This window comes from Acidovorax lacteus (genome assembly GCF_039540375.1).
GTDB classification, from domain to species: domain Bacteria; phylum Pseudomonadota; class Gammaproteobacteria; order Burkholderiales; family Burkholderiaceae_C; genus Acidovorax_G; species Acidovorax_G lacteus.
Map to the genome: position 1 here is coordinate 25,512 of NZ_BAABEX010000005.1, position 23,018 is coordinate 48,529.

The 23,018-nt window shown below is 68.3% G+C and carries 24 protein-coding genes; 10 read left to right on the top strand and 14 right to left on the bottom strand.

The features are described from left to right. Positions 1–66: 66 nt before the first annotated feature. Positions 67–468 carry a hypothetical protein gene (locus ABD866_RS03140; protein ID WP_345061042.1) on the top strand — a complete coding sequence of 134 codons (402 nt, stop codon included), beginning with the start codon at positions 67–69 and terminating at the stop codon, positions 466–468. A 12-nt stretch (positions 469–480) separates the two neighbouring features. Here ABD866_RS03140 and trhP read toward each other — a convergent pair whose 3' ends face one another. The 10 genes from trhP to ABD866_RS03190 form a co-directional block, all read right to left on the bottom strand. Beyond that, entirely contained in the window at positions 481–1,863 is a 1,383-nt protein-coding gene (gene trhP / locus ABD866_RS03145; RefSeq protein ID WP_345061043.1) for a prephenate-dependent tRNA uridine(34) hydroxylase TrhP, read from the bottom strand. Between the two features lie 88 nt (positions 1,864–1,951). Further along, on the bottom strand, positions 1,952–2,884 hold the full coding sequence (tolA, locus tag ABD866_RS03150; protein ID WP_345061044.1) for a cell envelope integrity protein TolA: 933 nt from the start codon (positions 2,882–2,884) through the stop codon (positions 1,952–1,954). Positions 2,885–2,914: 30 nt separating this feature from the next. Next, positions 2,915–3,349 carry an ExbD/TolR family protein gene (locus ABD866_RS03155; RefSeq protein ID WP_345061045.1) on the bottom strand — a complete coding sequence of 145 codons (435 nt, stop codon included), beginning with the start codon at positions 3,347–3,349 and terminating at the stop codon, positions 2,915–2,917. Between the two features lie 18 nt (positions 3,350–3,367). Beyond that, positions 3,368–4,072: a protein TolQ gene (gene tolQ, locus ABD866_RS03160; protein WP_345061046.1), complete on the bottom strand. Its 705-nt coding sequence runs from the start codon at positions 4,070–4,072 to the stop codon at positions 3,368–3,370. Then, on the bottom strand, positions 4,069–4,503 hold the full coding sequence (gene ybgC, locus ABD866_RS03165) for a tol-pal system-associated acyl-CoA thioesterase (protein WP_345061047.1): 435 nt from the start codon (positions 4,501–4,503) through the stop codon (positions 4,069–4,071). Before ybgC ends, tolQ begins: the two co-directional genes overlap by 4 nt. A gap of 11 nt (positions 4,504–4,514) precedes the next feature. Next, positions 4,515–5,699, bottom strand: coding sequence for a pyridoxal phosphate-dependent aminotransferase (locus tag ABD866_RS03170; protein ID WP_345061048.1), 1,185 nt, complete (start codon positions 5,697–5,699; stop codon positions 4,515–4,517). A gap of 103 nt (positions 5,700–5,802) precedes the next feature. Continuing rightward, the gene (gene nusB / locus ABD866_RS03175) at positions 5,803–6,408 is read right to left on the bottom strand and encodes a transcription antitermination factor NusB (protein WP_345061050.1); all 606 of its coding nucleotides are present in this window, start codon (positions 6,406–6,408) and stop codon (positions 5,803–5,805) included. Next, positions 6,405–6,869 carry a 6,7-dimethyl-8-ribityllumazine synthase gene (ribH, locus tag ABD866_RS03180; RefSeq protein ID WP_345061052.1) on the bottom strand — a complete coding sequence of 155 codons (465 nt, stop codon included), beginning with the start codon at positions 6,867–6,869 and terminating at the stop codon, positions 6,405–6,407. The genes nusB and ribH overlap by 4 nt, the downstream gene beginning before the upstream one ends. A gap of 64 nt (positions 6,870–6,933) precedes the next feature. Further along, positions 6,934–8,061, bottom strand: a complete 1,128-nt coding sequence (gene ribBA / locus ABD866_RS03185) for a bifunctional 3,4-dihydroxy-2-butanone-4-phosphate synthase/GTP cyclohydrolase II (RefSeq protein ID WP_345061054.1) — start codon at positions 8,059–8,061, stop codon at positions 6,934–6,936. Positions 8,062–8,248: 187 nt separating this feature from the next. Next, positions 8,249–8,539: a 2Fe-2S iron-sulfur cluster-binding protein gene (locus ABD866_RS03190; RefSeq protein WP_345061056.1), complete on the bottom strand. Its 291-nt coding sequence runs from the start codon at positions 8,537–8,539 to the stop codon at positions 8,249–8,251. A gap of 572 nt (positions 8,540–9,111) precedes the next feature. On the opposite strand from ABD866_RS03190, the gene ABD866_RS03195 reads away from it, so the two are divergent. Then, positions 9,112–10,023, top strand: a complete 912-nt coding sequence (locus ABD866_RS03195) for an SDR family NAD(P)-dependent oxidoreductase (RefSeq protein WP_345061058.1) — start codon at positions 9,112–9,114, stop codon at positions 10,021–10,023. A gap of 83 nt (positions 10,024–10,106) precedes the next feature. Then, positions 10,107–11,630, top strand: a complete 1,524-nt coding sequence (gene gshA, locus ABD866_RS03200) for a glutamate--cysteine ligase (RefSeq protein WP_345061060.1) — start codon at positions 10,107–10,109, stop codon at positions 11,628–11,630. Positions 11,631–11,748: 118 nt separating this feature from the next. Here gshA and ABD866_RS03205 read toward each other — a convergent pair whose 3' ends face one another. Together ABD866_RS03205 and ABD866_RS03210 are read right to left on the bottom strand one after the other, a co-directional pair. Then, positions 11,749–12,015 carry an oxidoreductase-like domain-containing protein gene (locus ABD866_RS03205; RefSeq protein ID WP_345061062.1) on the bottom strand — a complete coding sequence of 89 codons (267 nt, stop codon included), beginning with the start codon at positions 12,013–12,015 and terminating at the stop codon, positions 11,749–11,751. Continuing rightward, positions 11,997–12,215: a hypothetical protein gene (locus ABD866_RS03210; RefSeq protein WP_345061064.1), complete on the bottom strand. Its 219-nt coding sequence runs from the start codon at positions 12,213–12,215 to the stop codon at positions 11,997–11,999. The genes ABD866_RS03205 and ABD866_RS03210 overlap by 19 nt, the downstream gene beginning before the upstream one ends. A gap of 181 nt (positions 12,216–12,396) precedes the next feature. On the opposite strand from ABD866_RS03210, the gene ylqF reads away from it, so the two are divergent. After that, the gene (gene ylqF / locus ABD866_RS03215) at positions 12,397–13,368 is read left to right on the top strand and encodes a ribosome biogenesis GTPase YlqF (RefSeq protein WP_345061066.1); all 972 of its coding nucleotides are present in this window, start codon (positions 12,397–12,399) and stop codon (positions 13,366–13,368) included. 115 nt (positions 13,369–13,483) lie between these two features. Beyond that, positions 13,484–14,434, top strand: coding sequence for a M14 family metallopeptidase (locus ABD866_RS03220; RefSeq protein WP_345061068.1), 951 nt, complete (start codon positions 13,484–13,486; stop codon positions 14,432–14,434). A 59-nt stretch (positions 14,435–14,493) separates the two neighbouring features. Here ABD866_RS03220 and ABD866_RS03225 read toward each other — a convergent pair whose 3' ends face one another. Then, complete coding sequence (locus ABD866_RS03225) at positions 14,494–15,393, bottom strand: DMT family transporter (protein ID WP_425549538.1); 900 nt, start codon at positions 15,391–15,393, stop codon at positions 14,494–14,496. 102 nt (positions 15,394–15,495) lie between these two features. Here ABD866_RS03225 and ABD866_RS03230 point away from each other — a divergent pair, with 102 nt between their 5' ends. After that, complete coding sequence (locus tag ABD866_RS03230; RefSeq protein ID WP_345061072.1) at positions 15,496–16,056, top strand: GNAT family N-acetyltransferase; 561 nt, start codon at positions 15,496–15,498, stop codon at positions 16,054–16,056. 33 nt (positions 16,057–16,089) lie between these two features. Here ABD866_RS03230 and ABD866_RS03235 read toward each other — a convergent pair whose 3' ends face one another. Further along, positions 16,090–16,491 carry a DUF6916 family protein gene (locus tag ABD866_RS03235; protein ID WP_345061074.1) on the bottom strand — a complete coding sequence of 134 codons (402 nt, stop codon included), beginning with the start codon at positions 16,489–16,491 and terminating at the stop codon, positions 16,090–16,092. Between the two features lie 273 nt (positions 16,492–16,764). Here ABD866_RS03235 and ABD866_RS03240 point away from each other — a divergent pair, with 273 nt between their 5' ends. From ABD866_RS03240 to ABD866_RS03255, 4 genes are all read left to right on the top strand, one after another. Next, positions 16,765–17,289: a phage tail protein gene (locus tag ABD866_RS03240; RefSeq protein ID WP_345061076.1), complete on the top strand. Its 525-nt coding sequence runs from the start codon at positions 16,765–16,767 to the stop codon at positions 17,287–17,289. Between the two features lie 4 nt (positions 17,290–17,293). Further along, positions 17,294–17,788: a phage tail protein gene (locus tag ABD866_RS03245; RefSeq protein ID WP_345061078.1), complete on the top strand. Its 495-nt coding sequence runs from the start codon at positions 17,294–17,296 to the stop codon at positions 17,786–17,788. A 2-nt stretch (positions 17,789–17,790) separates the two neighbouring features. Further along, positions 17,791–18,309 (top strand): phage tail protein, encoded by a 519-nt coding sequence (locus ABD866_RS03250; RefSeq protein WP_345061080.1) that lies wholly within the window; start codon positions 17,791–17,793, stop codon positions 18,307–18,309. A 77-nt stretch (positions 18,310–18,386) separates the two neighbouring features. Then, positions 18,387–23,003 (top strand): beta strand repeat-containing protein, encoded by a 4,617-nt coding sequence (locus ABD866_RS03255; protein WP_345061082.1) that lies wholly within the window; start codon positions 18,387–18,389, stop codon positions 23,001–23,003. The last annotated feature ends 15 nt before the right edge of the window (positions 23,004–23,018 follow it).

Genomic DNA, 23,018 nt, shown 5'->3' on the forward strand with positions numbered 1-23,018 from the left:
CATCGACGCGATGACCTGGGCCACCGACCATGGCGGCTCGTTTCAACCCGTTCACAGGAGTTCTGCATGTTCACGATCCAACCCTCCACCCTGCGCCGCGTGCTGTGGCTGGACGCCGGCACTGGTTTCGGCATGGCCGCCTCGCACCTGCTGGGCGCAGGGCCCATCGCGCAGTGGACCGGTCTGCCGGAGGCGCTGGTGGCGCTGGCCGGGGCCCTGTCGCTGCTGGCGGCATGCTTCATGGCCTGGGTGGCATCGCGCCCGCAACTGCCGCAGCCCGGCGTGCGTGCCATCGTCCTCGGCAACTTCGTCTGGGTGGCCGCCAGCGCCTGGCTGGCCTGGGGCGCGGGTCTGCCGCTCACCACCGTGGGCACAGCCTGGGTGCTGTTGCAGGGCCTGGCGGTGCTGGTGCTGGCCGAGCTGGAGTGGGCGGGCCTGCGCGCCCCGGCGCTGCGCCCTGCGGTCTGAGGCTGCTGCGGCTTACAGCAGGCGCGCGATCAGCGCTCCCTCGGCCGGGCCTTCGATGGGGATGCGCACCCGCACTGGGTTGCCGGCCGCTACGGTGACGGGCTGGCCTTCCAGGTCGTGCATGGTGGTCAGCGCCATGCGGCGGTTGCCCGAGGGGTGGATGATCTCCAGCGTGTCGCCCACGGCAAAACGGTTCTTGGTTTCCACCTCGGCCCAGCCGTCGGCCACGGCGCGCACTTCGCCCACAAAGTGGCTGCGGTGCAGGGTCGAGTGGCCGGTTTCGTAGTTCTGGTAGTCCTGCGCGGGGCGGCGCTCCAGCAGGCCGCCGGTGTAGCCGCGGTTGGCCAGACCTTCGAGTTCGGTGATCAGCGTGGGGTCGAACGGGCGGCCCGCCACGGCGTCGTCGATGGCGCGGCGGTACACCTGGGCGGTGCGCGCCACGTAGTACAGGCTCTTGGTGCGGCCCTCGATCTTGAGCGAATCCACCCCGATCTGCACCAGGCGCTGCACATGCTCGACCGCGCGCAGGTCCTTGCTGTTCATGATGTACGTGCCGTGCTCGTCCTCCATGATGGGCATGAGCTCGCCCGGACGCCCCATCTCCTCGATCAGGTAGACCTGGTCGGCCTTGGGGTGGCGCTGGCCGCTGCCACAGGTGCTGCCCTCGGTGGCGGTGAACTGGGCGTCGGCTTCTTCGCGCGCTTTGCCGAAGTCGAAGCCGGCCTCCATGGGCAGGGCCAGGGCTTCGCCGGTGTTCGGGTCCACCGCGGCGTTGTGGGTTTTGTATTCCCAGCGGCAGGCGTTGGTGCAGGTGCCCTGGTTGGGGTCGCGCCGGTTGAAGTAGCCCGACAGCAGGCAGCGGCCCGAATAGGCAATGCACAGCGCGCCGTGCACGAACACTTCCAGTTCCATGTCCGGGCATTCCTGGCGGATCTTCTCGATCTCGTCCAGGCTCAGCTCGCGCGAGAGGATGATGCGCGTCACGCCCACCTTCTGCCAGAACTTCACCGTGGCCCAGTTGGTGGTGTTGGCCTGCACCGAGAGGTGCACCTCGGCCTCGGGCCACTTCTCCTTGACCATCATGATCAGCCCCGGGTCGGCCATGATCAGCGCGTCGGGCTTGCATTCCATCACCGGTTCGATGTCGCGCAGGTACGTGCGCACCTTGTCGTTGTGCGCAATCAGGTTGCTGGTCACAAAGAACTTCTTGCCGCGCGCGTGCGCTTCGGCTATGCCCTGGGCGATCTGCTCCAGGCGGAACTCGTTGTTGCGTGCGCGCAGGCTGTAGCGCGGCTGGCCCGCGTACACGGCGTCGGCGCCAAAGTCGTAGGCGGCGCGCATCTTGTCGAGCGAGCCGGCGGGCAGCAGGAGTTCGGGGCTGGCAGGATGGGTCATGGTGGTCTCTGGGTGGTGCAAGCGGGCCGGGGCGCCCTGGTGGGGCACGTCCGGCCGGGTGGGGCACGTGCGCTGTGTGCCGCCGGAGTCAGTCCTGTGGGCGGAAGCCGATCACCAGCGACGAGGGCACGCGCCCGTCCACATCGCGGGGCAGGGTCTCGGTGCGTTGCAGCGCCCGCACCACGGCGTCGTCCCAGGCCTTGTTGCCGCTGGACTGCGTGAGCCGGATGCCCGTGATGGTACCGTCAGGCGCGGCGCGCACCTCCACCTCGGCGCGCGGGTTGCCGCTGACCACCTCGGGGTACACGATGTTGGGCTTGACGCGCGCGGCCACGCGGCCCGCGTAGCTGCCCGAGGGGCCCGAGGAACGCTCGGCCGTACCGCGCGCGTTCTCGCCGCCCGTGGCATTGGCCAGGCCCTGGATGCGGCGCAGCTGCTCCTGCCGCAATTCTTCGGTGCGGCGGGCTTCTTCGGCCTTGCGGCGCTCCTCGGCCTGCTTCTTCTGGCGCTCTTGTTCGGCCTTCTTCTGCTCGGCCACGCGGCGCTCCTCGCGTTCCTTTTGCTCGCGTTCTTTCTGCTCGCGTTCCTTGAGTTCGCGTTCTTTCTTGTCTTTCTCGGCGCGTTCGCGTTCCTTGCGTTCACGTTCCTTCTGTTCGCGCTCGCGCTTCTCCTGTTCCAGGCGCTTGCGTTCCTTTTCCTTCTCGATGGCGATCTGGGCCTCGCGCGGGTCGGGCTCGGCCACGGGCGGCTTGGGCGGCGGCGCGGGGCGAGGGGCTGGTTCCGGCAGCGGTGGGGGGGGCGGGGGCGGCGGAGGCTCCACCGCGCGCGGTGCGGCCTCCTGCGGCACGCTGGACCACAGCTCGGCCACCACGGCCGGTTGTTCGGCCGTGGGCTTCCAGTTCACGCCCCAGGTCAGCGCGCCGATCAGCACCGCATGCACCAGCACGGCCAGCACCACAGCCCGGCCGAGGCCGGGTGGTGCGGGCGGGGCGAGATGGTCGCGGTCGGGATGGGCGGTCATGGTGCGCAGAGAGACTGAAAACGCGTCGCCTTAGCGACCGCTCTTTCGAACATCCAAAGCCGCCCGCTTAATGCCTGCTGCCTGCAGCGCTTGCAGCGCCTGCATGACCTTGTCGTACTCCACGCTTTTGTCTGCTTGGATTAGTACGACGCTCCGATCACTTTGCTGGGTGGTCATCCATTGAGAGGCCAATTTTCCTATCTCGTCAACCGATACCCTTCGGGAGTTACCGTCGGTCTTGAACTGGATGGAACCCTCCTTGTCGATGACGACATAGGCTTTTTCTTTCTCACTCGGGGCGTTCTGAGCCTTGCCCACGCTCGGCACATCCACCATGCCAGGCGTGAGCATGGGCGCCGTGACCATGAAGATGATCAGCAGCACCAGCATCACGTCGATGAAAGGCACCATGTTGATCTCGTTCATGGTGCGGCGGCCTCGGCCGCGGACAGCGGTGGCGGGCATGGGCTCTCCTGCGTGCGTTCAGTGGCCGGATGCCGTGCCACCCGGCTGCGCGGCCAGGTTGCGCTGCAGGATGTTGGAGAACTCTTCAATGAAGGTCTCCTGGTGGATGGCCACACGGTCGATGTCGCGCGCAAAGCGGTTGTAGGCGAGCACCGCCGGAATGGCCGCGAACAGCCCGATGGCCGTGGCCACCAGCGCCTCGGCGATGCCCGGCGCCACGGTGGCCAGCGTGATCTGCTCCATGCTCGCAAAGCCGGTGAAGGCGTGCATGATGCCCCACACGGTGCCGAACAGGCCCACATAGGGGCTGACCGAGCCGACCGAGGCCAGGAACGACAGGCTCGATTCGACCACGTCCATCTCGCGCTGAAAGCTCGCGCGCATGGCGCGGCGGGCGCCGTCTAGCAGCGTGCCGGGGTCTGTGATGCGGCGCTCGCGCAGCTTCTGGAACTCGCGCATGCCACTGGCAAAAATGCGTTCCATCGGGCCGCATTGCTTGGCGTTCTGCACGGCGCCGGCATACAGGTCGTTCAGGCTGGTGCCCGACCAGAATTCGCGCTCGAAGTCTTCATTGAGCGTCTTGATCTGGCGCAGTGCGAACAGCTTGCGGAAGATGGCCGCCCAGCTGGCCACCGACACGCTGATCAGCAGCAGCATGACGAGCTGCACAACCCAGCTCGCCTGCAGCACCAGGCTCACGATGGACATGTTGGTGTGGTTCATGTTGCGGATAAAGAGTGCACAAGGGCGGCGGGCATGCGCGCCGGCCGCAGGGAATCGCCCGCCACCCAGCCAATGCGGACCTGGGCTTCACACAGCAAAGAGGCGGGCGGGGTGTTCACGTCGGAAGAATCGGCAAGCCAAGCCTGCTGGGCGATTGTCAGGGATGCGCGGCCGGCCTCTTGCAGGCGCGCGGTCACCAGAAGTTCGTCGTCCAGCCGCGCCGGGCGGTGGTAGCGCAGTTGCGCGTCGGTTACGACAAACATTCCACCGGTTTGTTCCCGCAATTGCTGCTGGCCGATGCCGCGGGCGCGCAGCCATTCGGTGCGCGCGCGCTCGAAGAACTTGAGGTAGTTGGCATAGAACACGATGCCGCCGGCATCGGTGTCCTCCCAGTACACCCGGATGCGGTGCGTGTAAGCCGGTGCCTGCATGGCCGGGGCCTTCAGGCCAGTACGCGGCGCAGCCGCGCCACAGCCTCTTCGAGCTGGGCCATGGAATTGGCGGTGGAAAACCGCACAAAACGGCCGGTGTCGGCCGTGCCGAAGTCGCGCCCAGGTGTGATGGCCAGGTGCGCGGCGCGCATGATGGCAAATGCGCAATCCCAGCTGCCCTGCACGCCCAGGCGCTCGGCCGCCTGCGTGCAGTCGGCCCAGGCGTAGAACGCGCCATCGGGCTGCACCGGCACCGCCAGGCCCAGTGATTGCAGCGCAGGAATAAAAAAGTCCCGGCGCGCGCGGAACTCGGCGCGGCGGCGCTCGTATTCGGCCAGGCTCTCGCGCTCGAAGCAGGCCAGCGCCGCGAGTTGCGACACGGTGCTCGCGCAAATGAACAGGTTTTGCGCGAGCTTCTCGACTACGGGCACCATGGCCTCAGGCACCACCATCCAGCCCAGGCGCCAGCCCGTCATGTTGAAGTATTTGCTGAAGCTGTTGATGCTGACCACCTGCTCATCCAGCGCCAGCGCCGTGTGGCCAAAGCGCTCGTCGTAGCTCAAGCCCAGGTAGATCTCGTCGATCAGCGTCACGCCGCCGCGTGCCTGCACGGTGGCGTGGATGCGGCGCAGCTCCTCGGGCGCGATCGAGGTGCCCGTGGGGTTGGAGGGCGATGCCAGCAGCACGCCCCGCGTGCGTGGGCCCCAGGCCGCCTCGACTTTGGCGGCGCTGAGCTGGAAGCGCTCTTGCGCCGTGGTGGCCAGCAGCACGGCCGTGCCGCCTGCGGCGCTCACGAAGTGGCGGTTGCAGGGGTAGCTCGGGTCTGGCATCAGCACTTCGTCGCCTTCGTCCACCAACGCCAGGCAGGCCAGCTGCAGCGCGGCCGAGGCCCCGGCCGTGACCACGATGCGCCGCGCGGGCACCTGCACGCCAAAGCGGTCGGCGTACCACTGGCTGATGCGCTCGCGCAGCGCGGGCAGGCCCAGTGCCTGCGTGTACTGCGTGGCCCCATCGCGCACGGCACGGGCCGCGGCTTCCTGCACCAGCGGCGGGGCGGTGAAGTCGGGCTCGCCGATGTTCAGGAAGATCATCGGCTGGTCGGTGTGTGCCACCTGCTGCGCCAGGGCCTGCGCGGCCTTGGCGACCTCCATCACGTAAAAGGGTTCGATGCGTTCGGCGCGGGCGGCAAAGTGCATGGTGGTGTGGGCGGGGGCAGCCGCCAGGGGCGGGCCAAAGACGAAGAAGCGCGGCGATGGCGGTGGCCGCGGGAGCCGGCCCGCATGCGGGCCGTGGCGGCGTTCAGGCGGCCGGGGGTGCGTCGGCTGCAGGGGCCGCCGCTGCTTCCACAGGCGCGGGTGCGGCAGGCGCAGCGCCGCTCTTGTCCTGCGCGACTTCGGCGGCACGCAGGCGCGGGGCCAGGCCGTTGAGCACGGCGTTCACGTACTTGTGGCCGTCGGTGCCGCCAAACTCCTTGGCCAGCTCGATGCATTCGTTGATGACCACGCGCCAGGGCACATCCAGGCAGTGCTGGAACTCATAGGCGCCAATCCACATGGTGGCCCGCTCGATCGGCGAGATCTCGCCGAGCTTGCGGTCCAGCAAGGGCTTGATCAGGGCGTCCAGATCGTCGGCCAGTTCGATGCAGCCGTGCAGCAGCGCGTCGTAGTGCGCCGCGTCGGCCTTGTGAAAGCCCGCCAGGTCGCGCGTGAAGGTGTCGATCGACGCCGCATCGTTGCCGCCCACCAGGTGCTGGTACAGCGCCTGCAGCGCGAATTCGCGCGCCCGCGTGCGGTTCGACTTGGACGCCGCCTTGCGCGTGCCCGTGGACTTGAGGCCGGTGCGCGACTGGCGCGGCGGGCGGCCGCTGCCGTCGGGCGTGTGGAGCGTGTCAGGGGTGTCGCTCATGACAGTTCGTCCAGCAGGTTGGCCATTTCCACCGCCACGCGCGCAGCGTCGCGGCCCTTGTCGGTCTGGCGGGCCACGGCCTGCTCGACGTTTTCGGTGGTGAGGATGGCATTGGCCACGGGCAACTGGTAGTCAAGCCCGATGCGCGTGACGCCCGCGCCGGATTCGTTGGCCACCAGCTCGAAGTGGTAGGTTTCGCCGCGGATGATGCAGCCCAGCGCGATCAGCGCGTCGAACTCGTCGCGCTCGGCCATGGCCTGCAGCGCCACGGGCACTTCGAGCGCGCCCGGCACCTTCACGTGGGTGATGTGCTTGTCCTGCACGCCCAGGGCGCGCAGTTCGTCGCGGCAGGCCTGGGCCAGCGCGTCGGTGATGGATTCATTGAAACGGGCCTGCACGATGCCGATGTGCAGCTTCTTGCCATCAAGCTTGTCTGCGGTGCCTTTGTCTGCGCCAAACATGGGGGTGTCCTGTGGGGTGGGGCGGCCCCGGCGGGGCCGCAAAAAGCAAAGGGGCCGTGCGGTCTCAGGCCGCGGGGCGGGGGATGTAGCCGATGATTTCGAGTCCGTAGCCGGCCATGCTGGGCATGCGGCGCGGCTGGCCCATGAGCTGCATGCGCTGCACGCCGCAGTCTCGCAGGATCTGCGCGCCCACGCCGTAGGTGCGCAGGTCCATGCGGCCGCGCTCCGGCGCTTGGGATGCGCGCGCCGTGCCTGCAAACTGCTCCAGCAGCTGTTCGGCGCTTTCGCCGCAGTTGAGCAGCACGGCCACGCCCTGGCCCTGGCTTTGCAGGTACTGCAGGCTGGCGTCCAGGCTCCACGAATGCATGGAGCGGCCGGCTTCGAGCGCGTCGAGTACCGACAGCGGCTCGTGCACGCGCACGGGCACGGTCGCCCCGGCGTCCCAGGTGCCCTTGACGAGCGCCAGGTGCACGGCCTGGCTGGGCAGGTCGCGGAAGGCATGCGCGGTGAACTCGCCAAACGCCGTGTTCAGCGTGCGTGAGCCCACCTTCTGCACCAGCGATTCGGTGCGGCTGCGGTGGCCGATCAGGTCGGCAATGGTGCCGATCTTCAGGCCGTGCTCGGCGGCAAACAGCTGCAGATCGGGCAGGCGGGCCATGGTGCCGTCGTCCTTCATGATCTCGCAGATCACGGCCGACGGGCTGCAACCGGCCATGGCGGCCAGGTCGCAACCGGCTTCGGTGTGGCCGGCACGCATGAGCACGCCGCCGTCCACCGCCTGCAGCGGAAAGATGTGGCCGGGTTGCACCAGGTCTTCGGCGCGGGCGTTGGGGGCCACGGCGGCCTGCACGGTGCGGGCGCGGTCGGCGGCCGAGATGCCGGTGGTCACGCCCTCGGCGGCTTCAATGGAGACCGTGAAGGCTGTCGAATGCTTGGTGCCGTTGCGGCTGACCATGGGCGGCAGGCGCAGGCGCTCGCAGCGCTCGCGCGTGAGCGTCAGGCAGATCAGCCCGCGACCGAAGCGGGCCATGAAGTTGATGGCCTCGGGCGTCACATGGTCGGCGGCCAGTACCAGGTCGCCTTCGTTCTCGCGGTCTTCCTCGTCCACGAGGATCACGATGCGGCCGGCACGCATGTCGGCCACGATGTCTTCCACCGGCGAGATGGCGACAGGGGTGAGGGGGGTGTTCATGGGTGTTCCTTGGGAGGGGCGCCGTGGGCTGCGGGCCGCGCAGTTCGTGTGGCCACAGGCGCGCTGCCTGCGAGAACCGCCCAAAGAACATGCGTGGCGGCCGTGCCGCACCTGCTGAAGCGGCGTGCGGATGCGCGCCCAGGCTCCAGAGGCCCGATTTTAGTGCAGCCGGGCAGCGCCCGGGTTCTCAGATGGCCGAGCCTTCGATGCGCACGTCCGACGTGGGGTAGGCCACGCAGGGCAGCACGCAGCCTTCCGCCTTTTCTTCAGGCGTCAGGCCGGGCCAGTCGATGGTGTAGCGCACGCTGCCTTCGACCAGCTGGCCGATGCAGGTGCGGCAGGTGCCGTTGCGGCAGGAGCTGGGCCAGTCGATGCCGCCTTGCTCCATCGAAACGAGCAGAGGCTGCTCGGGCCAGGCGTCGCATTGCGCGCCGCCTGGTTCGACGTGCGCGGTAAAGAAAGGGGCGGTGCTGCTCATGCGGGCGATTGTGCCGCGGGCGCTTTGACCCGGCCGCGCGCGGGGGCTGCCGCGCAGTGTGGGCCAAAACGGCCTGCGGACCAGCAAATTCAAGCACGAGCCGCTATGAAATGAATAGCGTCGGAGCGCCAGCTTTCGGGTTTGGCGGGTTGATGGCTGGTATGCCTGTTTTTTAAGCATTGGGAACAGGCCCCAATGAAATCAAGCACTTGGCGCAGCCGTACAGCGCTTGTCCACAGTTATCCACAAAGCTGTCCAGCCCGGGGCGGGATAACCCGGGGCTGCGCGTGAACGCACTGCCCAAATTTTCAGCGGTACAAGGCTTTCCCTTTGAAATCAAGCACTTGGCAGCGCCATACAGGGCTTGTTCAGGGTTATCCACAAAGCTGTCCAGCCCGATGCGGGATAACCCGCGGCCCCGCAGGCCTGGGTGCAGTCGCGTGCGCAACGGAGGTGCAGGGGGCGCCTGGCGTACAGTGCGGCCCGGGCCGGCGCGGGTGGCTGCCGACGGCAACAGGCCGCCGCGCTGGGGTGTATGTTTTTGTGCAGTGACACGACAAGGAGCGAACTCCATGGCAATCGATTTCCAGGGCCGTGTGGCCATCGTCACGGGCGCCGGTGGCGGCCTGGGCCGCCAGCACGCGCTGGCATTGGCAGCGCGCGGCGCGAAGGTGCTGGTCAATGACCTGGGCGGCGCGGTGGACGGCACCGGCGGCACCGTGAGCGCGGCGCAGGCCGTGGTGGACGAAATCCGCGCAGCCGGTGGCGAGGCCCTGGCCAACGGAGCCTCCGTGACCGACTTTGACGCCGTGCAGGCCATGGTGCAGCAGGCCATCGACGCCTGGGGCCGCGTGGACATCCTGGTCAACAACGCGGGCATCCTGCGCGACAAGTCGTTTGCCAAGATGGACATGGCCGACTTCCGCCTGGTGGTGGACGTGCACCTGATGGGCGCGGCCAATTGCTGCAAGGCTGTGTGGCCGCACATGGTGGCCCAGCAGTACGGCCGCATCGTGATGACCACGTCGTCCACCGGCCTGTACGGCAACTTCGGCCAGAGCAACTATGGCGCGGCCAAGCTGGCGCAGGTGGGGCTCATGCAGACGCTGGCGATCGAGGGGGCCAAGCACCACATCCATGTGAACGCTCTGGCCCCCACGGCCGCCACGCGCATGACCGAAGGCCTGATGCCCGAAGAGGTGCTGGCCGCGCTCAAGCCCGAAGCCGTGGTGCCCGCCATGCTGGTGCTGGCGCACGAAAGCGCGCCCACGCGCACCATCCTGTGCGCGGGTGCGGGCTCGTTCGAGGCCGCGCACATCACGCTGACCCAGGGCATCCACCTGGGCCTGGGCGATGCCGTGCCCGAGCAACTGGCCGCGCGCCTGGCCGAGGTGACCGCGCGCGAGGGCGAGCAGGTGCCGGGCAGCGGCGCGGCCCAGGGCACGCTGGAAGTCGGCAAGGCCATGGCCGCACGCCGCGGCTGAGTCTGCGCCTGTGCCGGAGCCTGCGCCTGCAAGCGCGCGGGCTCCGTGCTAAGGTGCCGGCCGGTTACCGAACAGATCCCGCCATGAGCACCTTGCAAGACACACTCGCCGCGCTGTCCCCCGCCACGTTGGGGGGCATTCGCCGCGGCATCGAAAAAGAAGGCTTGCGCGTGCTGCCCACCGGGGGGCTGGCGCTCACGCCGCATCCGCAGGCGCTGGGCTCGGCCCTCACGCACCCGCACATCACCACCGACTACAGCGAGTCGCAGCTCGAACTGATCACCGGTGCGCCCCACGGCGTGCAGGAGTGTCTGGACGAGCTCACGGCCGTCCACCAGTTCGTGCTGCGCACGCTCGCCCAGCAGGGCGGGGAGCTGATGTGGGTCTCCAGCATGCCCTGCGGCCTGCCCACCGACGAGACGATTCCGCTCGCGCGCTACGGCGGCTCCAACGTGGGCCGCGCCAAGAGCGTGTACCGCATGGGCCTGGGCCACCGCTACGGCCGGCGCATGCAGACGATCTCGGGCATCCACTACAACTGGTCGATGCCCGGCGTGAGCAGCGAGCAGTACTTTGCGCTGATCCGCAACTTCCGCCGCCATGCGTTCGTGCTGCTGTACCTGTTCGGTGCGTCGCCCGCGCTCTGCCCCTGCTTTGTGGAAGGCCGCCAGCACAGCCTGCAGCGCCTGAGCGACGAGGCCCTGTACCTGCCGCACGCCACCTCGCTGCGCATGGGCCGCCTGGGCTACCAGAGCGACGCGCAGGCCACGCTGGCCGTGAGCTACAACGGCCTGCACGGCTATGCGCGCTCGCTGCACGGCGCGCTCACGCAACCGTATCCGGCCTACGAGGCCGTGGGCATCCGCAACCCGGGCGGCGACTACAACCAGCTCGGCACCAGCCTGCTGCAGATTGAAAACGAGTTCTACGGCACCATCCGGCCCAAGCGTACCGTGAAGACCGGCGAGCGCCCGCTGCATGCGCTGCGCGAGCGCGGCGTCGAATACGTCGAAGTGCGCCTGATGGACTTGGACCCGTTCGTGCCCGTGGGCATCACGGCCGACACCATCCGGTTGCTCGATGTGTTTTTGCTGCACTGCCTGCTGTCGGAGAGCCCGCCCGACACGCCCGAGGAGATTGCCGAGCTGCAGAAAAACCAGCACCTGACCGCCGAACGTGGCCGCGAGCCCGGGCTGGAGCTGCTGCGCAACGGTGAGCGCATTGCCCTGCGCGACTGGGGCTCCGAGGTGCTGCAGGCCTGCGCGCCCATTGCGCGCGCGCTGGACGCAGCCCACGGCACCGACGCCTACAGCGCCGCGCTGCAGCAGTCGCACGCGCTGCTGTTCGTGCCCGACCAGACGCCCTCGGCCCGCGTGCTGCGCGCCATGGCGCAAGACCACGGCAACCGCTTTGAGTCGTTTGCACTGGCCCAGTCGCGCCGCGCGGCCGACGCGCTGCTGGCCCTGCCCTGGAGCGCCGAGCAGCAGGCACGGTTTGACGCCATGGCCGAGGAATCCTGGGCCACCCAGCGCGCCATCGAAGCCGCCGATACGCTGCCCTTTGAGGCTTGGCGGCAGCAGTACATGGCGGTGGAGGGGCTGGGCTGACGCTTGCGGCGGGGCAGAGACGCTACTTTTTTGATAGCTGCTCGTGCTTGATTTTGCTGGATCTCAGGCCGATTGGGCTTGAGGATTGGGCCAGAGGGACAGGACTGCCGCGCAGGCCTCAGGCCGGTGCGTGGGGCCCGGCGCCTGCAGCGCCTGCATCGCCCAGTGCCTTGCGCGCATCCTCGCGCCAGAACTCGGCCGCAGCCACCCAGCCTTCCCACACGCAGCCGTTGCAACCGCGGCCGCAGCAGGTGGTGGGCTCGGGCGGTGGCGGGCGCAGCGCCAGGCCGTGTGCCTGCATCCGCGCCTGCCACAGCGCGATCACCGCACGCGCCGTGGGCGCATCGCGCAGCGGGGCCTCGGGGCTCAGCGGCGCTGCTGCCATTGCCACCACAGCGCCCGGCCGCAAAAAGCCAGGCCCAGCACCAGCGCAAACCAGCCGACCACCGCCGCCTGCGCGAGCAGCTCGCGCACCGAAGGCGAGCGTGCCACCCACGGGCCGATGACGATGACCGCGCCAATCAGCGCGCAGACCACGCCCTTGAACCACAGATCAGACAGCGGGGACGAGGGCGAACGGGCCATGGGGAGATCGGTGCAAGTCGGGGCAGTGCGCGCGGGCTGCGACAATGGCGGGCCCACGCATCGGCTGGCCCGCCGCGCGGGCCGGCCCGGATTATCCCCGCAGCCCGGCCCCGCCGCCGCAGCCGCCACCCCCGCCCCGTGGGCTTTGCCCTTCCTCCACGCACCGCAGCACATCGCATCTATGGCCATCCAGTGGTTCCCGGGTCACATGCACCTGACCCAGAAAACGATCACCGAACGTCTGAAAGACATCGACGTGGTCATCGAGCTGCTCGACGCCCGGCTGCCCGGCTCCAGCGCCAACCCGCTGCTGGCGCAGCTCACGGGCAGCAAGCCCAAGCTCAAGGTGCTCAACAAGCAGGACCTGGCCGACCCCGAACGCACCGCGCTGTGGCTGGCCTGGTACCAGGCACAGACCGCCACGGGCGCGATCCCGCTCGACGCGTCGGACACCGCGCCCGCGCGCAAGCTGATTGACGCCTGCCGCGCGCTGGCACCGCTGCGCCGCGGCATGCAGCGGCCGCTGCGCGTGCTGATCTGCGGCATTCCGAACGTGGGCAAGTCCACGCTCATCAACACGCTGTCGGCCAAGCGCCAGGCCAAGACCGGCGACGAGGCGGGTGTGACCAAGATCGAGCAGCGCATCACGCTCGAAGACGACTTCTACCTCTGGGACACGCCGGGCATGCTGTGGCCGCGTATCATCGTGCCGGAAAGCGGCTTCCATTTGGCGGCCAGCGGCGCCGTGGGCCGCAACGCCTACGACGAAGAACTGGTGGCGCTCGAATTGCTGGGCCGGCTGCAGGCCGCGTACGCGCCGCTGCTCGAAGCCCGCTACCGCCTGGGCAGCACGCCCGAGCAGATTGCCGCCATGCCCGACCATGAGCTGCTGGACGCCATCGGCCGCAAGCGCGGCGCGGTGATGTCGGGCGGGCGCATCAACGTGCAGAAGGCGGCCGAGCTGGTGCTCACCGACTTCCGCAGCGGTGCGATTGGCCGCATCACCCTGGAGACGCCGCCGCAGTTCGAGGCCTGGCTCAAGGCCGGCAAGGCCGTGGAGGCCGAGCGCCGCCGCCAGAAGCTCGAACGCGCCAAGGCCCGCGGCAAGGGCACGGGCCGGCGCGACCCCGATGCGGGCGATCCGCGCTCTTGATGCGCCCAGCCCCCGGGCGGGCCTTGCGCCCGGGGCCCCCGCGGGTCTGTGCCTGCCATTTCTTCCAGTCCCTCGGCCACCGTGGCTGTGAGGTTTCTACCCGCTGACGTTTTGCATGACTGTTTTGGATCTACCCCCCCTCGAAGTGCTGCCGCGCGACCTGTCGGCCTACCGCCAGGGCAACACGGGCATCGACTACGTGCACCGATTCGATTCGGGCCGGCCCGGGCCGCATGTGCTGATCAACGCACTCACGCATGGCAATGAAATCTGCGGCATGGTGGCCGCCACGCGCCTGCTCGACGAGGGGGTGCGCCCGCGCATCGGTACGCTCACCGTGAGCTTTGCGCACGTCGAGGCCTACAACGCCTTCGACCCCGCGCAGCCCTTTGCCAACCGCCAGATGGTGGACAACCTCAACCGCGTGTGGTCGGCCGCGCAGCTCGATGGCCCGGGCGATTCGCCCGAGCTGCGCCGCGCGCGCGCCCTGCGCCCGGTGGTGGCCGCGGCCGACCATGTGCTCGACATCCATTCCACCAGCCAGCCCGTGGCACCGTTCTGGGTGTACCCCGACACGCCGGGCAACGCCGCCGTGGCGCTGGCCGTAGGCGGCCCGGCCATCCACCTGTTGATGTCCGACGGCCTGGGCACGGGCACGCCACTGATCCAGTGCGCGCCGCATGGCCGGGCCGGTGCGCCGGGTGCGGCGCTGGTGGTGGAGTGCGGGCAGCACTTTGCGCAGTCGGCCGCCGACACGGCCGTGGCCACGACCTGGGCCTTTTTGGCGCATTGCGGCCTGATCGATGCCGACGCTGTGCCCGGCGGCGTGGTCCGGCCCGCCGCACACCGCTATGCGCTGCTCGAAACCTTTGTGGTGCAGACGCCCGACTTTGCGTTTGTGCGTCCGCTCGTGGGTTTTGAAACCTTTGCGCGGGGCGAACTGATTGCCACCGACGGGCCGCACCGCATCGTGTCGCCCTGCGACGGCTGCACGGTGTTCATGCCCACGCGCGAGCCCATCGTGGGGCGCGAAGGGGTGTACCTCACGCGGCCGCTGCAAGCCTGAGCAACAGGCGCGCACGCTGCGGGCCTGTGCAGGCCAGGGCGGCGGCACGTCTGGGCTGGTCAGGGCGGCAGCGTGGCCTGCGTGCGCTCGGTGCGCACCAGGTACAGGCCGCTGGCGATGATGATGGCGCCGCCCATCAGCGTGGCGGCGTCGGGCACGGCCAGCCAGATCAGCCAATCCAGCCCCACGCCCCAGGCCAGGGCCGTGTATTCAAATGGCGCCACCACCGACGCCTGCCCGTGCCGGAAGGCCTCCGTGATCGCCAATTGCCCCAGAAAACCCGTGACCGCCAGCCCCGCCACCCACGGTGCATGCGCGGCCGCCACGGGCTGCCAGCCGGGCCAGGCCAGCGCGCCCGCGCCCAGGGCCAGCAGGGTGGTCGTCCAGAACACCATGCTCGCGCTCGAATCGGTGCGGCTGAGCAGCCGCCCGGTGATGGCCGACAGCGCATAGCAGCTGGCGGCCCCCAGCACGGCCAGCGCGCCTGCGTTCCACATCGACGCGCCATCGGGCCGCAGCGCCACCAGCACGCCCACCATCCCCATCGCAATCGCCACCCAGTGCGCAGCGCGCACGCGCTCGTGCAGCACCACGGTGGACAGCAGCGTGATCAGCAGCGGCGCAATGAAGAACAGCGTGTACGCCTCGGCCAGCCCCAGCGACTTGAGCGCAAACGCAAACAAGGCCAGCATGGTCACATTGAGCGCGCCGCGCAACAGGTGCAGCGGCCAGCGCACGCGCAGCAGCGTGGGCCCCTGCTGGCGCCACCACACATAGGCCGCCACCAGCGGCAGCGCCGCCCAGCCGCGCAGCGCAGCCACCTGCACGGCCGGGTAGTGGGCCGACAACTGCTTGAGCAGCGCGTCCATCAGCGAAAAACAGCCCACAGCCGCGAGCATGGCCAGGATGCCGCGCAGGTTGCCGTGGGACGTTGCATAAGAAGAATCAGGCACAGGCATCCATACACACCGCCGAGTCCAAGAGCCCATGCGGCAAAAGGCGGCAGTGTAGAAGCTTCCTGCCGACGTTCCATCGAGAGCGCCAGACCGTATGCTCGGCGCATGAGCACAATGCCCTCTGAAAGCGCCGATGACGCGGTGCGGCCACCGACCCGGATCGTGTTGCCGCACAGCAGCACGGTCCGCTGGCGTCGCGAGGCGCCGCAAGACGCCCAGCCACTGCGTGCCCTGCGCATGGCCGTGCGGGCCGCTGACTTTGCGCTGCTGGGCCTTGCGCCTGCGCAACTGCAGGCGCTGTGTGCACAGCAGGTGGACAGCCAGTGGCAGCAATACCGGGCACGCTTTCCGGACGTGTACTGCGAGGTGGCCGAGCAGGCTGGCTCGCTAGTGGGGGCCATGGCATGGCGATCTGAGCGGGGCGGGGCTGCGGCACTGCATCTGGTGGACATCGGGGTGCATCCGCAGTGGCAAAGCCAGGGGCTGGGCACGGCCATGTTGCGGGGGCTGATGGCGTGTGCCGACGCGCACGCCTTGCCGGTGCGGCTGGAGGTGTTGCGCCACAGTCGCGCACGCGACTGGTACATCCGCTGGGGTTTCGCCCCGGTCGATGGAGCGGGCCTGACGATGCACGAGACCCTGGTTCGTCCGGCACAGCGGCCGTAGCCAACCGCGTTGGGGCGTGCTGGCAGGTGTGGGTCAGAGCCGCAGGAACACCGCTTCCACAAGTCGCCCCTGGGCGTCGTTGGGACTCAGGAACACCGCATGGCGGCCGAGCGCCGGGTGCTCGAGTTGCCAGGTGTCCTGGGCCACGCCTGCGCCTGGGCATTCAAAAACCAGACGGAAGCTGCGTTGCGGGTCGGTCGCACGCGGCGTATCGGTCAGGGGCCCGGCCTGCCGCAGCGCCAGTGCATGCGACGGCGCTCCGCTTGAGCCCACCGGGGTGATGTGAAAGTTCTCACCCACCAGCGGCACAAAGTGGCGCAGCTCCAGCGAAGCACCCTCGGCCGTCTTGGCGGAGGCCGCGGTCGCGCCGGTGAGCAATACCGAGGCCACGCTGGCCTCCATCAGGGTTCGGCGGGAGAGAGAGATGTCTGGCATGGCGTTTGGGGCGGAAGGCGCGCATCTTGCCCGAAGTCGGCCTCTGAGGCCATCGAATCTCGGCCACAAACACCGTCCCCCCATCCCGCAAAACGTATCCAAATGTTCTTTTGCTCGCATCTATGGGCGGGAGTGATAAGGTTTCTCCCCTGCAAGACCCTGCGCACGCCGTGCCGCCCGGGCGCGATGTCGCGTGCAAACTCTCTTCCTTCTTTCAGCTGACGACTGCAGCGCTGCACCTGCCTGATTCGGAGTGCGCGCCGCGAATCCTGTATGAGCACTCCTTACATCGGCGAGATCCGCATGTTCGCCGGCAACTTTGCCCCGAGGGACTGGGCCTTCTGCGACGGGCGACTTCTGCCGATCACCGAATACGAAACCTTGTTTCAGCTCATCGGTACGACCTATGGCGGAGACGGTCAAAGTACCTTCGCGCTTCCCAACCTTCAGGGCCGCATTCCCGTGCACATGGGTGTCTTGACTCCCGGCGGTCGCAACTTCGTGTTGAGCGAAATGGGTGGCGTCGAGGAGGTGACCTTGGGGGCGGCGCAGATGCCCAGCCACACCCACACCGCACTGGCAGCCAGCGGACCCGGATTCCTCTCCACCCCAGCCAATGCGGTACCCGCGCGGCATCGCGATTACAAGGCGTTTGCCAATGCCGGTGCGCCGTCATCGTCGCTAGCTGCCTCTGCGGTGGCCAGTGTCGGGGGCAACCAGCCGCATGAAAACATGCCACCGTTTCTGGCGCTGTCTTTCATCATTGCCTTGTACGGCATCTTTCCTTCGCAGACGTAACGCTATGGCTGTGCCTTTCCTGTCGGAGATCCGCATGGTCTCCTTCAACTTCGCGCCCCAAGGGTGGGCCATGTGCAACGGACAACTGCTGCCAATCAACCAAAACCAGGCGCTGTTTTCGCTGCTGGGCACCACCTACGGTGGCGACGGAAGGACCAACTTCGCCTTGCCCGATCTGCGCGGGCGCATGCCCATGCACTTCGGCAATGGTCACGTTCTGGGCGAACGCTCTGGTTCTGAGTCCGTGACCTTGAACATTTCCCAGATACCGACCCATACCCACACGGTCTCCGGCACCAGCGCACCGGGGACCGTGCGCAACCCGGCCAATGCGGTGCACGCAGGCGTGCGGGGCGGGTATGCCAGTGCAGCCACCGCGTCGATGGCGGAGACAGCTGTTTCTGCGGTGGGTGGGAGCCAGCCCCACAACAACATGCCGCCCTACCTGACCCTGGGGTTTGCCATTGCCCTGACGGGCGTTTATCCGTCTCAGAACTGACCATGGATCCATTTATCGCGGAAGTCCGCATGATGGGCTGCAACTTTGCACCCAGTGGCTGGGCGTTTTGCGACGGGCGGTTGCTGCCCCTGTCACAAAATACGGCGCTGTTTTCCCTGCTGGGTACCACCTATGGCGGTAACGGTAGCCAAAATTTTGCGCTGCCCGATCTGCAGGGGCGCATGCCCATGCACTGGGGGCAATCGGTAGGGTTGAGCGAGCGCACCCTCGGAGAGACCGGCGGCGCTGAGCAAGTCACCTTGGTGGAGTCCCAGATTCCGGTGCACCAGCACACGTTGAATGTGGCCGGCCCCGCAGACGCGGCATTGGCAGACCCCTCCGGGGCTGTGCTCGGTCAGCCCACCCATCGCCCGTATGCCCCCGTGGGCACCACACCCGCGGTGACATCGACGCAGATGCTGGCCACAGCTGGCGGTAGTCAGCCGCACAACAACCTGCCGCCGTATCTTGTGCTCAATTTCGTGATTGCCATGCAGGGGATCTTTCCCCCACGCACCTGATGCGCCTTGTCAGGGCAGGCCACCGATGCTTGTCCGCGTCTTCGGCCCTCTGCGACATTTTCTGATTGTTCTTGTTCATGCGTCGAATCTTTGCTGCCCTGAGTCTGTCGGTGATCGCCGGCTCCGTGAGTGCTGCGGGGCCTGCCCCTTCGGCAGCCCTGGTGCAGCGAGAGCTTGCCGAGCGCCAGCATCGTTTTCTGTCGTTGCCCGCCGAGGCTTCGGGGGGCGCTGCCTTCCGGGCCATGGTGCCGGGCCGCCAGATCGGTTTTGACACGCAGGGCGTGGTCATGGATGCGCGCGAAGGGGCGGGGCTGCAGTCCAAACAAGGCGGCGTGGGGCCTTTGCGCATGCGCTTTGAGGGTGCGGCGCCGGTACAGCCTCAGGGCTTTGACGCGTCGCCTGCGCAGTACCACTGGCTGGTGGGTCCCTCGGCGGCGTCTTGGCAGACGCATCTGCGCACCTATGCCGGTATTGCCTACCGCCAGGTGTGGCCGGGTATCGATGCCGTGTTCACGGGCAGCGCAGCAGGACTCAAGTACCAGTTCGAGCTTGCACCCGGCGCAGACCCGGCACGCGTGGCCTGGGTGGTCGAAGGTGCTGACCGTGCGGAAGTGCTGTCCGATGGGTCGCTGGTGTGGCATGTCGCGGGCCAGCGCATGGCCGATGCGGCACCGCTGGTGTTTCAGCCGGGTGCAGGTGGGCAAGGGCAGGTCGTCGTGACTTCCGCCTACCGGCTTGAGTCTTTAGGGGCACAGCGTTGGCGCGTGGGCTTTCGCCTGGGTGCTTACGACGCCAGCCGGCCCCTGATCATCGACCCTGCCTGGACAGGTTACTCGGGCCTGGTGGGTGGCAATTCCGACGACCTGGTGTACGCCGTGGCGCGCGACAGCGACGGCAATACCTACGCCTGCGGGGTGACCCAGTCCACCGACCTGCCGGTGACCACGGGCGGCGGGGCCCGTGGCGCAACCGATGCCTTTGTGGTCAAGTTCAACGCCAGTGGCGCTGTGCAGTTTGTGACCTACGTGGGCGGCAGTGGTGAGGATGCATGCCATGGCCTGGCGCTGGATGGCCTCGGGCGGATCTATCTGGCGGGTGGCACCACCTCGAACAACTTTCCCGCCGTGGGGACCGATGCCGCCAACCGGCTGCGCCGCAGCAAGACCGGCGACCACAAAGACGCCTTCGTGGTGCGTCTGGCCAACGACGGTGCCAGCGTGGGCTATGCAGGCTACATCGGTGGCAGTGAAGACGACCAGGCCAACGGCATCGCCGTCGATGCGCTGGGACGCGCCTACGTGACGGGCTATTCCGTGTGTACCGCGTCGGCGGGCAGTGGATGCACCACGGCGGCGCCACAGTTTCCGGCACACGTCGGGCCACGCACCAGCCACGGCGGAGATGCCTCCGCGACGGGCGGCATGGACCCGTTCCTGGCCCGGGTCGCGGCAAATGGCTCCACGCTGGAGTACGCAGGCTTTCTGGGGGGAGACGGCGGCGATGAAGCAGGCCACGCGGTCGCCGTGAAGTCCGATGGCAGCGCCGTGGTCGTCGGTGCCACCAATTCCAGCGCGGCGTCGCTGCCCACTTTGACCGGCTTTCGCACCATCACCAACAGCGACCGCACAGCCGACCTGCTGGACGCTTTTGTCGCGACGGTTCCGGAATCGGGTGGCAGTGTGACCGTGGAACTGCTCACCGGCTCTGGTGCGGGCATCGACCGCGCACTGGCCGTGGCAATCGCCGCAGATGGTTCCGTGCTGGTGGGGGGGGAGACGAGTTCATCCAATTTTCCGGCCAACAACGCCGGAGCCCGGGCGCTGGCCAACGGGCCCTACGCTTCGAACAGCGGCGGCATGGACGGCTTCATCGTGCGACTGGGCGGCAGCCTGCCGTATGCAACCTACTTGGGAGGCAGCGGGTACGACAGCGTCGGCGGCATCGCACAGGATGCCGATGCGGTGTACGTCGTGGGGCAGACGGCATCGGGGGCGGGCTTTCCGGTGCAGGCACAAAGCGGCTTGACCACCACCCCGCGCGGGCTGGACGACGGCTTCATCGTGCGGCTGACCCACCGCACCGCAGGCAGTGCTGCCCAGGTGGCCTACAGCGGTTTTCTGGGGACGGCGGCTTACGACGGCATGTGGGCCGTGGCCGCGGGCACTCTGGGGGCGGACACCATCCTGTCGGTGGGCGGCTTTACCAGCACATCCGGCTCCAATGGGTTGACCGCGCCGACCACGGGTGCGCTGTCCGGCGGTGCCATGCGCTCCAACGGACTCGTGCTGCGCATCGATCCGTTCGGGCCGCCTGCGGCCATGACGGTGGAGAGCGGCAATGGCCAGAGCACCCAAATCGGTGCGGCGTTCGCGCAGTCGCTTTCGTTGAAGATCACGGATCAGGACGGCCGCGCATTGCCCGGGGTGGTGGTGAACTTCTCGGTGCCCGGCAGCGGCGCATCCGCCTCGCTCGCGCCCTCGACATCGGCCACCACCGACGCCGCAGGCGTTGCCACCGTGACCGCCACGGCCAACATGGTGGCCGGCAGCTACAACGTGAGCGCCACCTCCGGCAGCCTCACGGCCCAGTTCGCCCTGACCAACGCGCAGGGCTCGCAGGTCGGCTTCAGCGTGACGGCTTCGCCAGGCAGCGTCGTATTTGGTGGGCAGGCGACCTTGTCCACCTCGGGCGGCGCGGGCACTGGCGCGGTCAGCTATGCCGTGACGGCGGGCGGCTCCTTCTGCTCGGTCACGGGCAGCACCTTGTCTGCCACCGGCGCTGGCACCTGTACCGTGACGGCCACCAAAGCGTCCGACGGGAACTACCAGGCCGCCACCGCGACGGTGGATGTGACGGTGACCAAGGCAGAGCAGGCCGGGCTTTCTGTCGTGGCCAACCCGGCTTCGGTGGTGCTCAATGGAACCGCTGCGCTGTCGACCACCGGCGGCACTGGTGCTGGCGCTGTGAGCTATGCGGTGACCGCAGGGGCCACCTCGTGTTCGGTGACAGGCAGCACGCTCACGGCGCTGGCGATTGGCAACTGCACGGTCACCGCGACGAAGGCAGGCGATGCCAACTACAACCCGGTGACGGGCACCGTTCAGGTGACGGTCACCCGCGCAAGCCAGAGCCCGCTGACGGTGTCGGCCGCCCCGTCTCCCTCGGTGCAGGTCAATAGATCGGCGACGCTGTCCACCACTGGCGGCTCGGGTACCGGGTCGGTGGCGTACGCCGTCACGGCGGGCGCTTCGTTCTGCTCTGTCAGCGGTGCCGTGGTCACCGGCGTGTTGCCGGGTACCTGCACCGTGACAGCGACCAAAGCGGCCGACGCCGATTTCGAGGCGGTCACCGCCACCCTGGACATCACCGTGGGCAAAGCCGACCAGGCTGGGCTGACGGCGGTCGCATCGCCCGCGGCGATTGTGTATCTGGGTACCTCGGCGTTGTCTACCACTGGGGGCTCGGGCTCCGGTGTCGTGAGCTACAGCATCACGGCGGGTGCAGGCCAGTGTCAGCTCTCGGGTGCCACTGTCACCGGCATTGGCGTGGGCAACTGTACGGTCACGGCCACCAAGGCGGCCGATGCGCTGTACAACGCGGCTTCGGCCACGGTGGACATCACTGTTTCCAAGGCGGCGCAGCCCACGCTGACGCTGTCGGCCAACCCGGCCAGTCTGCAACTGCAGCAGACCGCGAGCCTGTCGGTCTCGGGTGGCGCTGGAACGGGGGGCGTCGCGTACAGCGTCACCCAGGGGAGCACGTTCTGCAGCGTCACCGGCAGCACCGTGCGCGGTGATGCGCTGGGCACCTGTGAGATCACCGCGAGCAAGGCGGGTGATGCGTTCTATCTGCCCGCTACCGCCACGCTGAGCCTCAGCGTCGGCAAGATCGTGCAGACGATCACCTTTGCTGCCCTGCCTGCCAAAGCGCTGGGCGATGCCGACTTCACCGTGTCGGCCACCGCCAGCTCCAACCTGACAGTGTCGTTTGCCAGCGCCACTCCGGCGGTGTGCAGCGTGACGGGCGCCACCGTGCGCTTGCTGGGCGTGGGCACTTGCCGCCTCATGGCCTCGCAGGCGGGCGACGCCACCTACGCGGCTGCGTCGGCCGTGCAGCAGGACTTTGCAGTCACCGTCCCGGCAGGGGTCGGAACGTCCATTTCCGGCAACACCCCCGGTGGGCAGGTGTTGGCCACCACCGCGGCGCCCTGGCAGTTCACGGCTGCGGGCAACGGCCTGTACCAGAGCGCGGGCTTCATCGGCGTCTCCGGCCATCCCAAGTCGCCTGGGTCAGCCTTGTCGGGCTGGAGCTTCCCTTACGGCGTGTTCGACTTCGTTGCCACGGGCGGCGCGGTCGGCGGCTCGGTGTCCATCACCTTCACCTACCCTCAGGCGCTGCCCGCCGGGGCGCGTTTCTGGAAGTACGGTCCTACGGCCTCCAACACCACGCCGCACTGGTACCCGTTTGACTCTGCGGTCGTTGCGGGCAACACCGTCACGATCACCATCATTGATGGAGGCTTGGGCGACGACGATCTCGTGGCCAACGGCATCGTGCGGGACGCTGGCGGCATTGGCGTGCCGGCACCGTCCAACGCGGCCTCGATTCCGACCCTGGGTGGATGGGCCTTGATCCTGCTGTCGGGCTTGCTGGGCCTGTGGGGCATGCGGCACAGCCGCCGCGTGGGCCGCTGACGCACATCCGCCTTG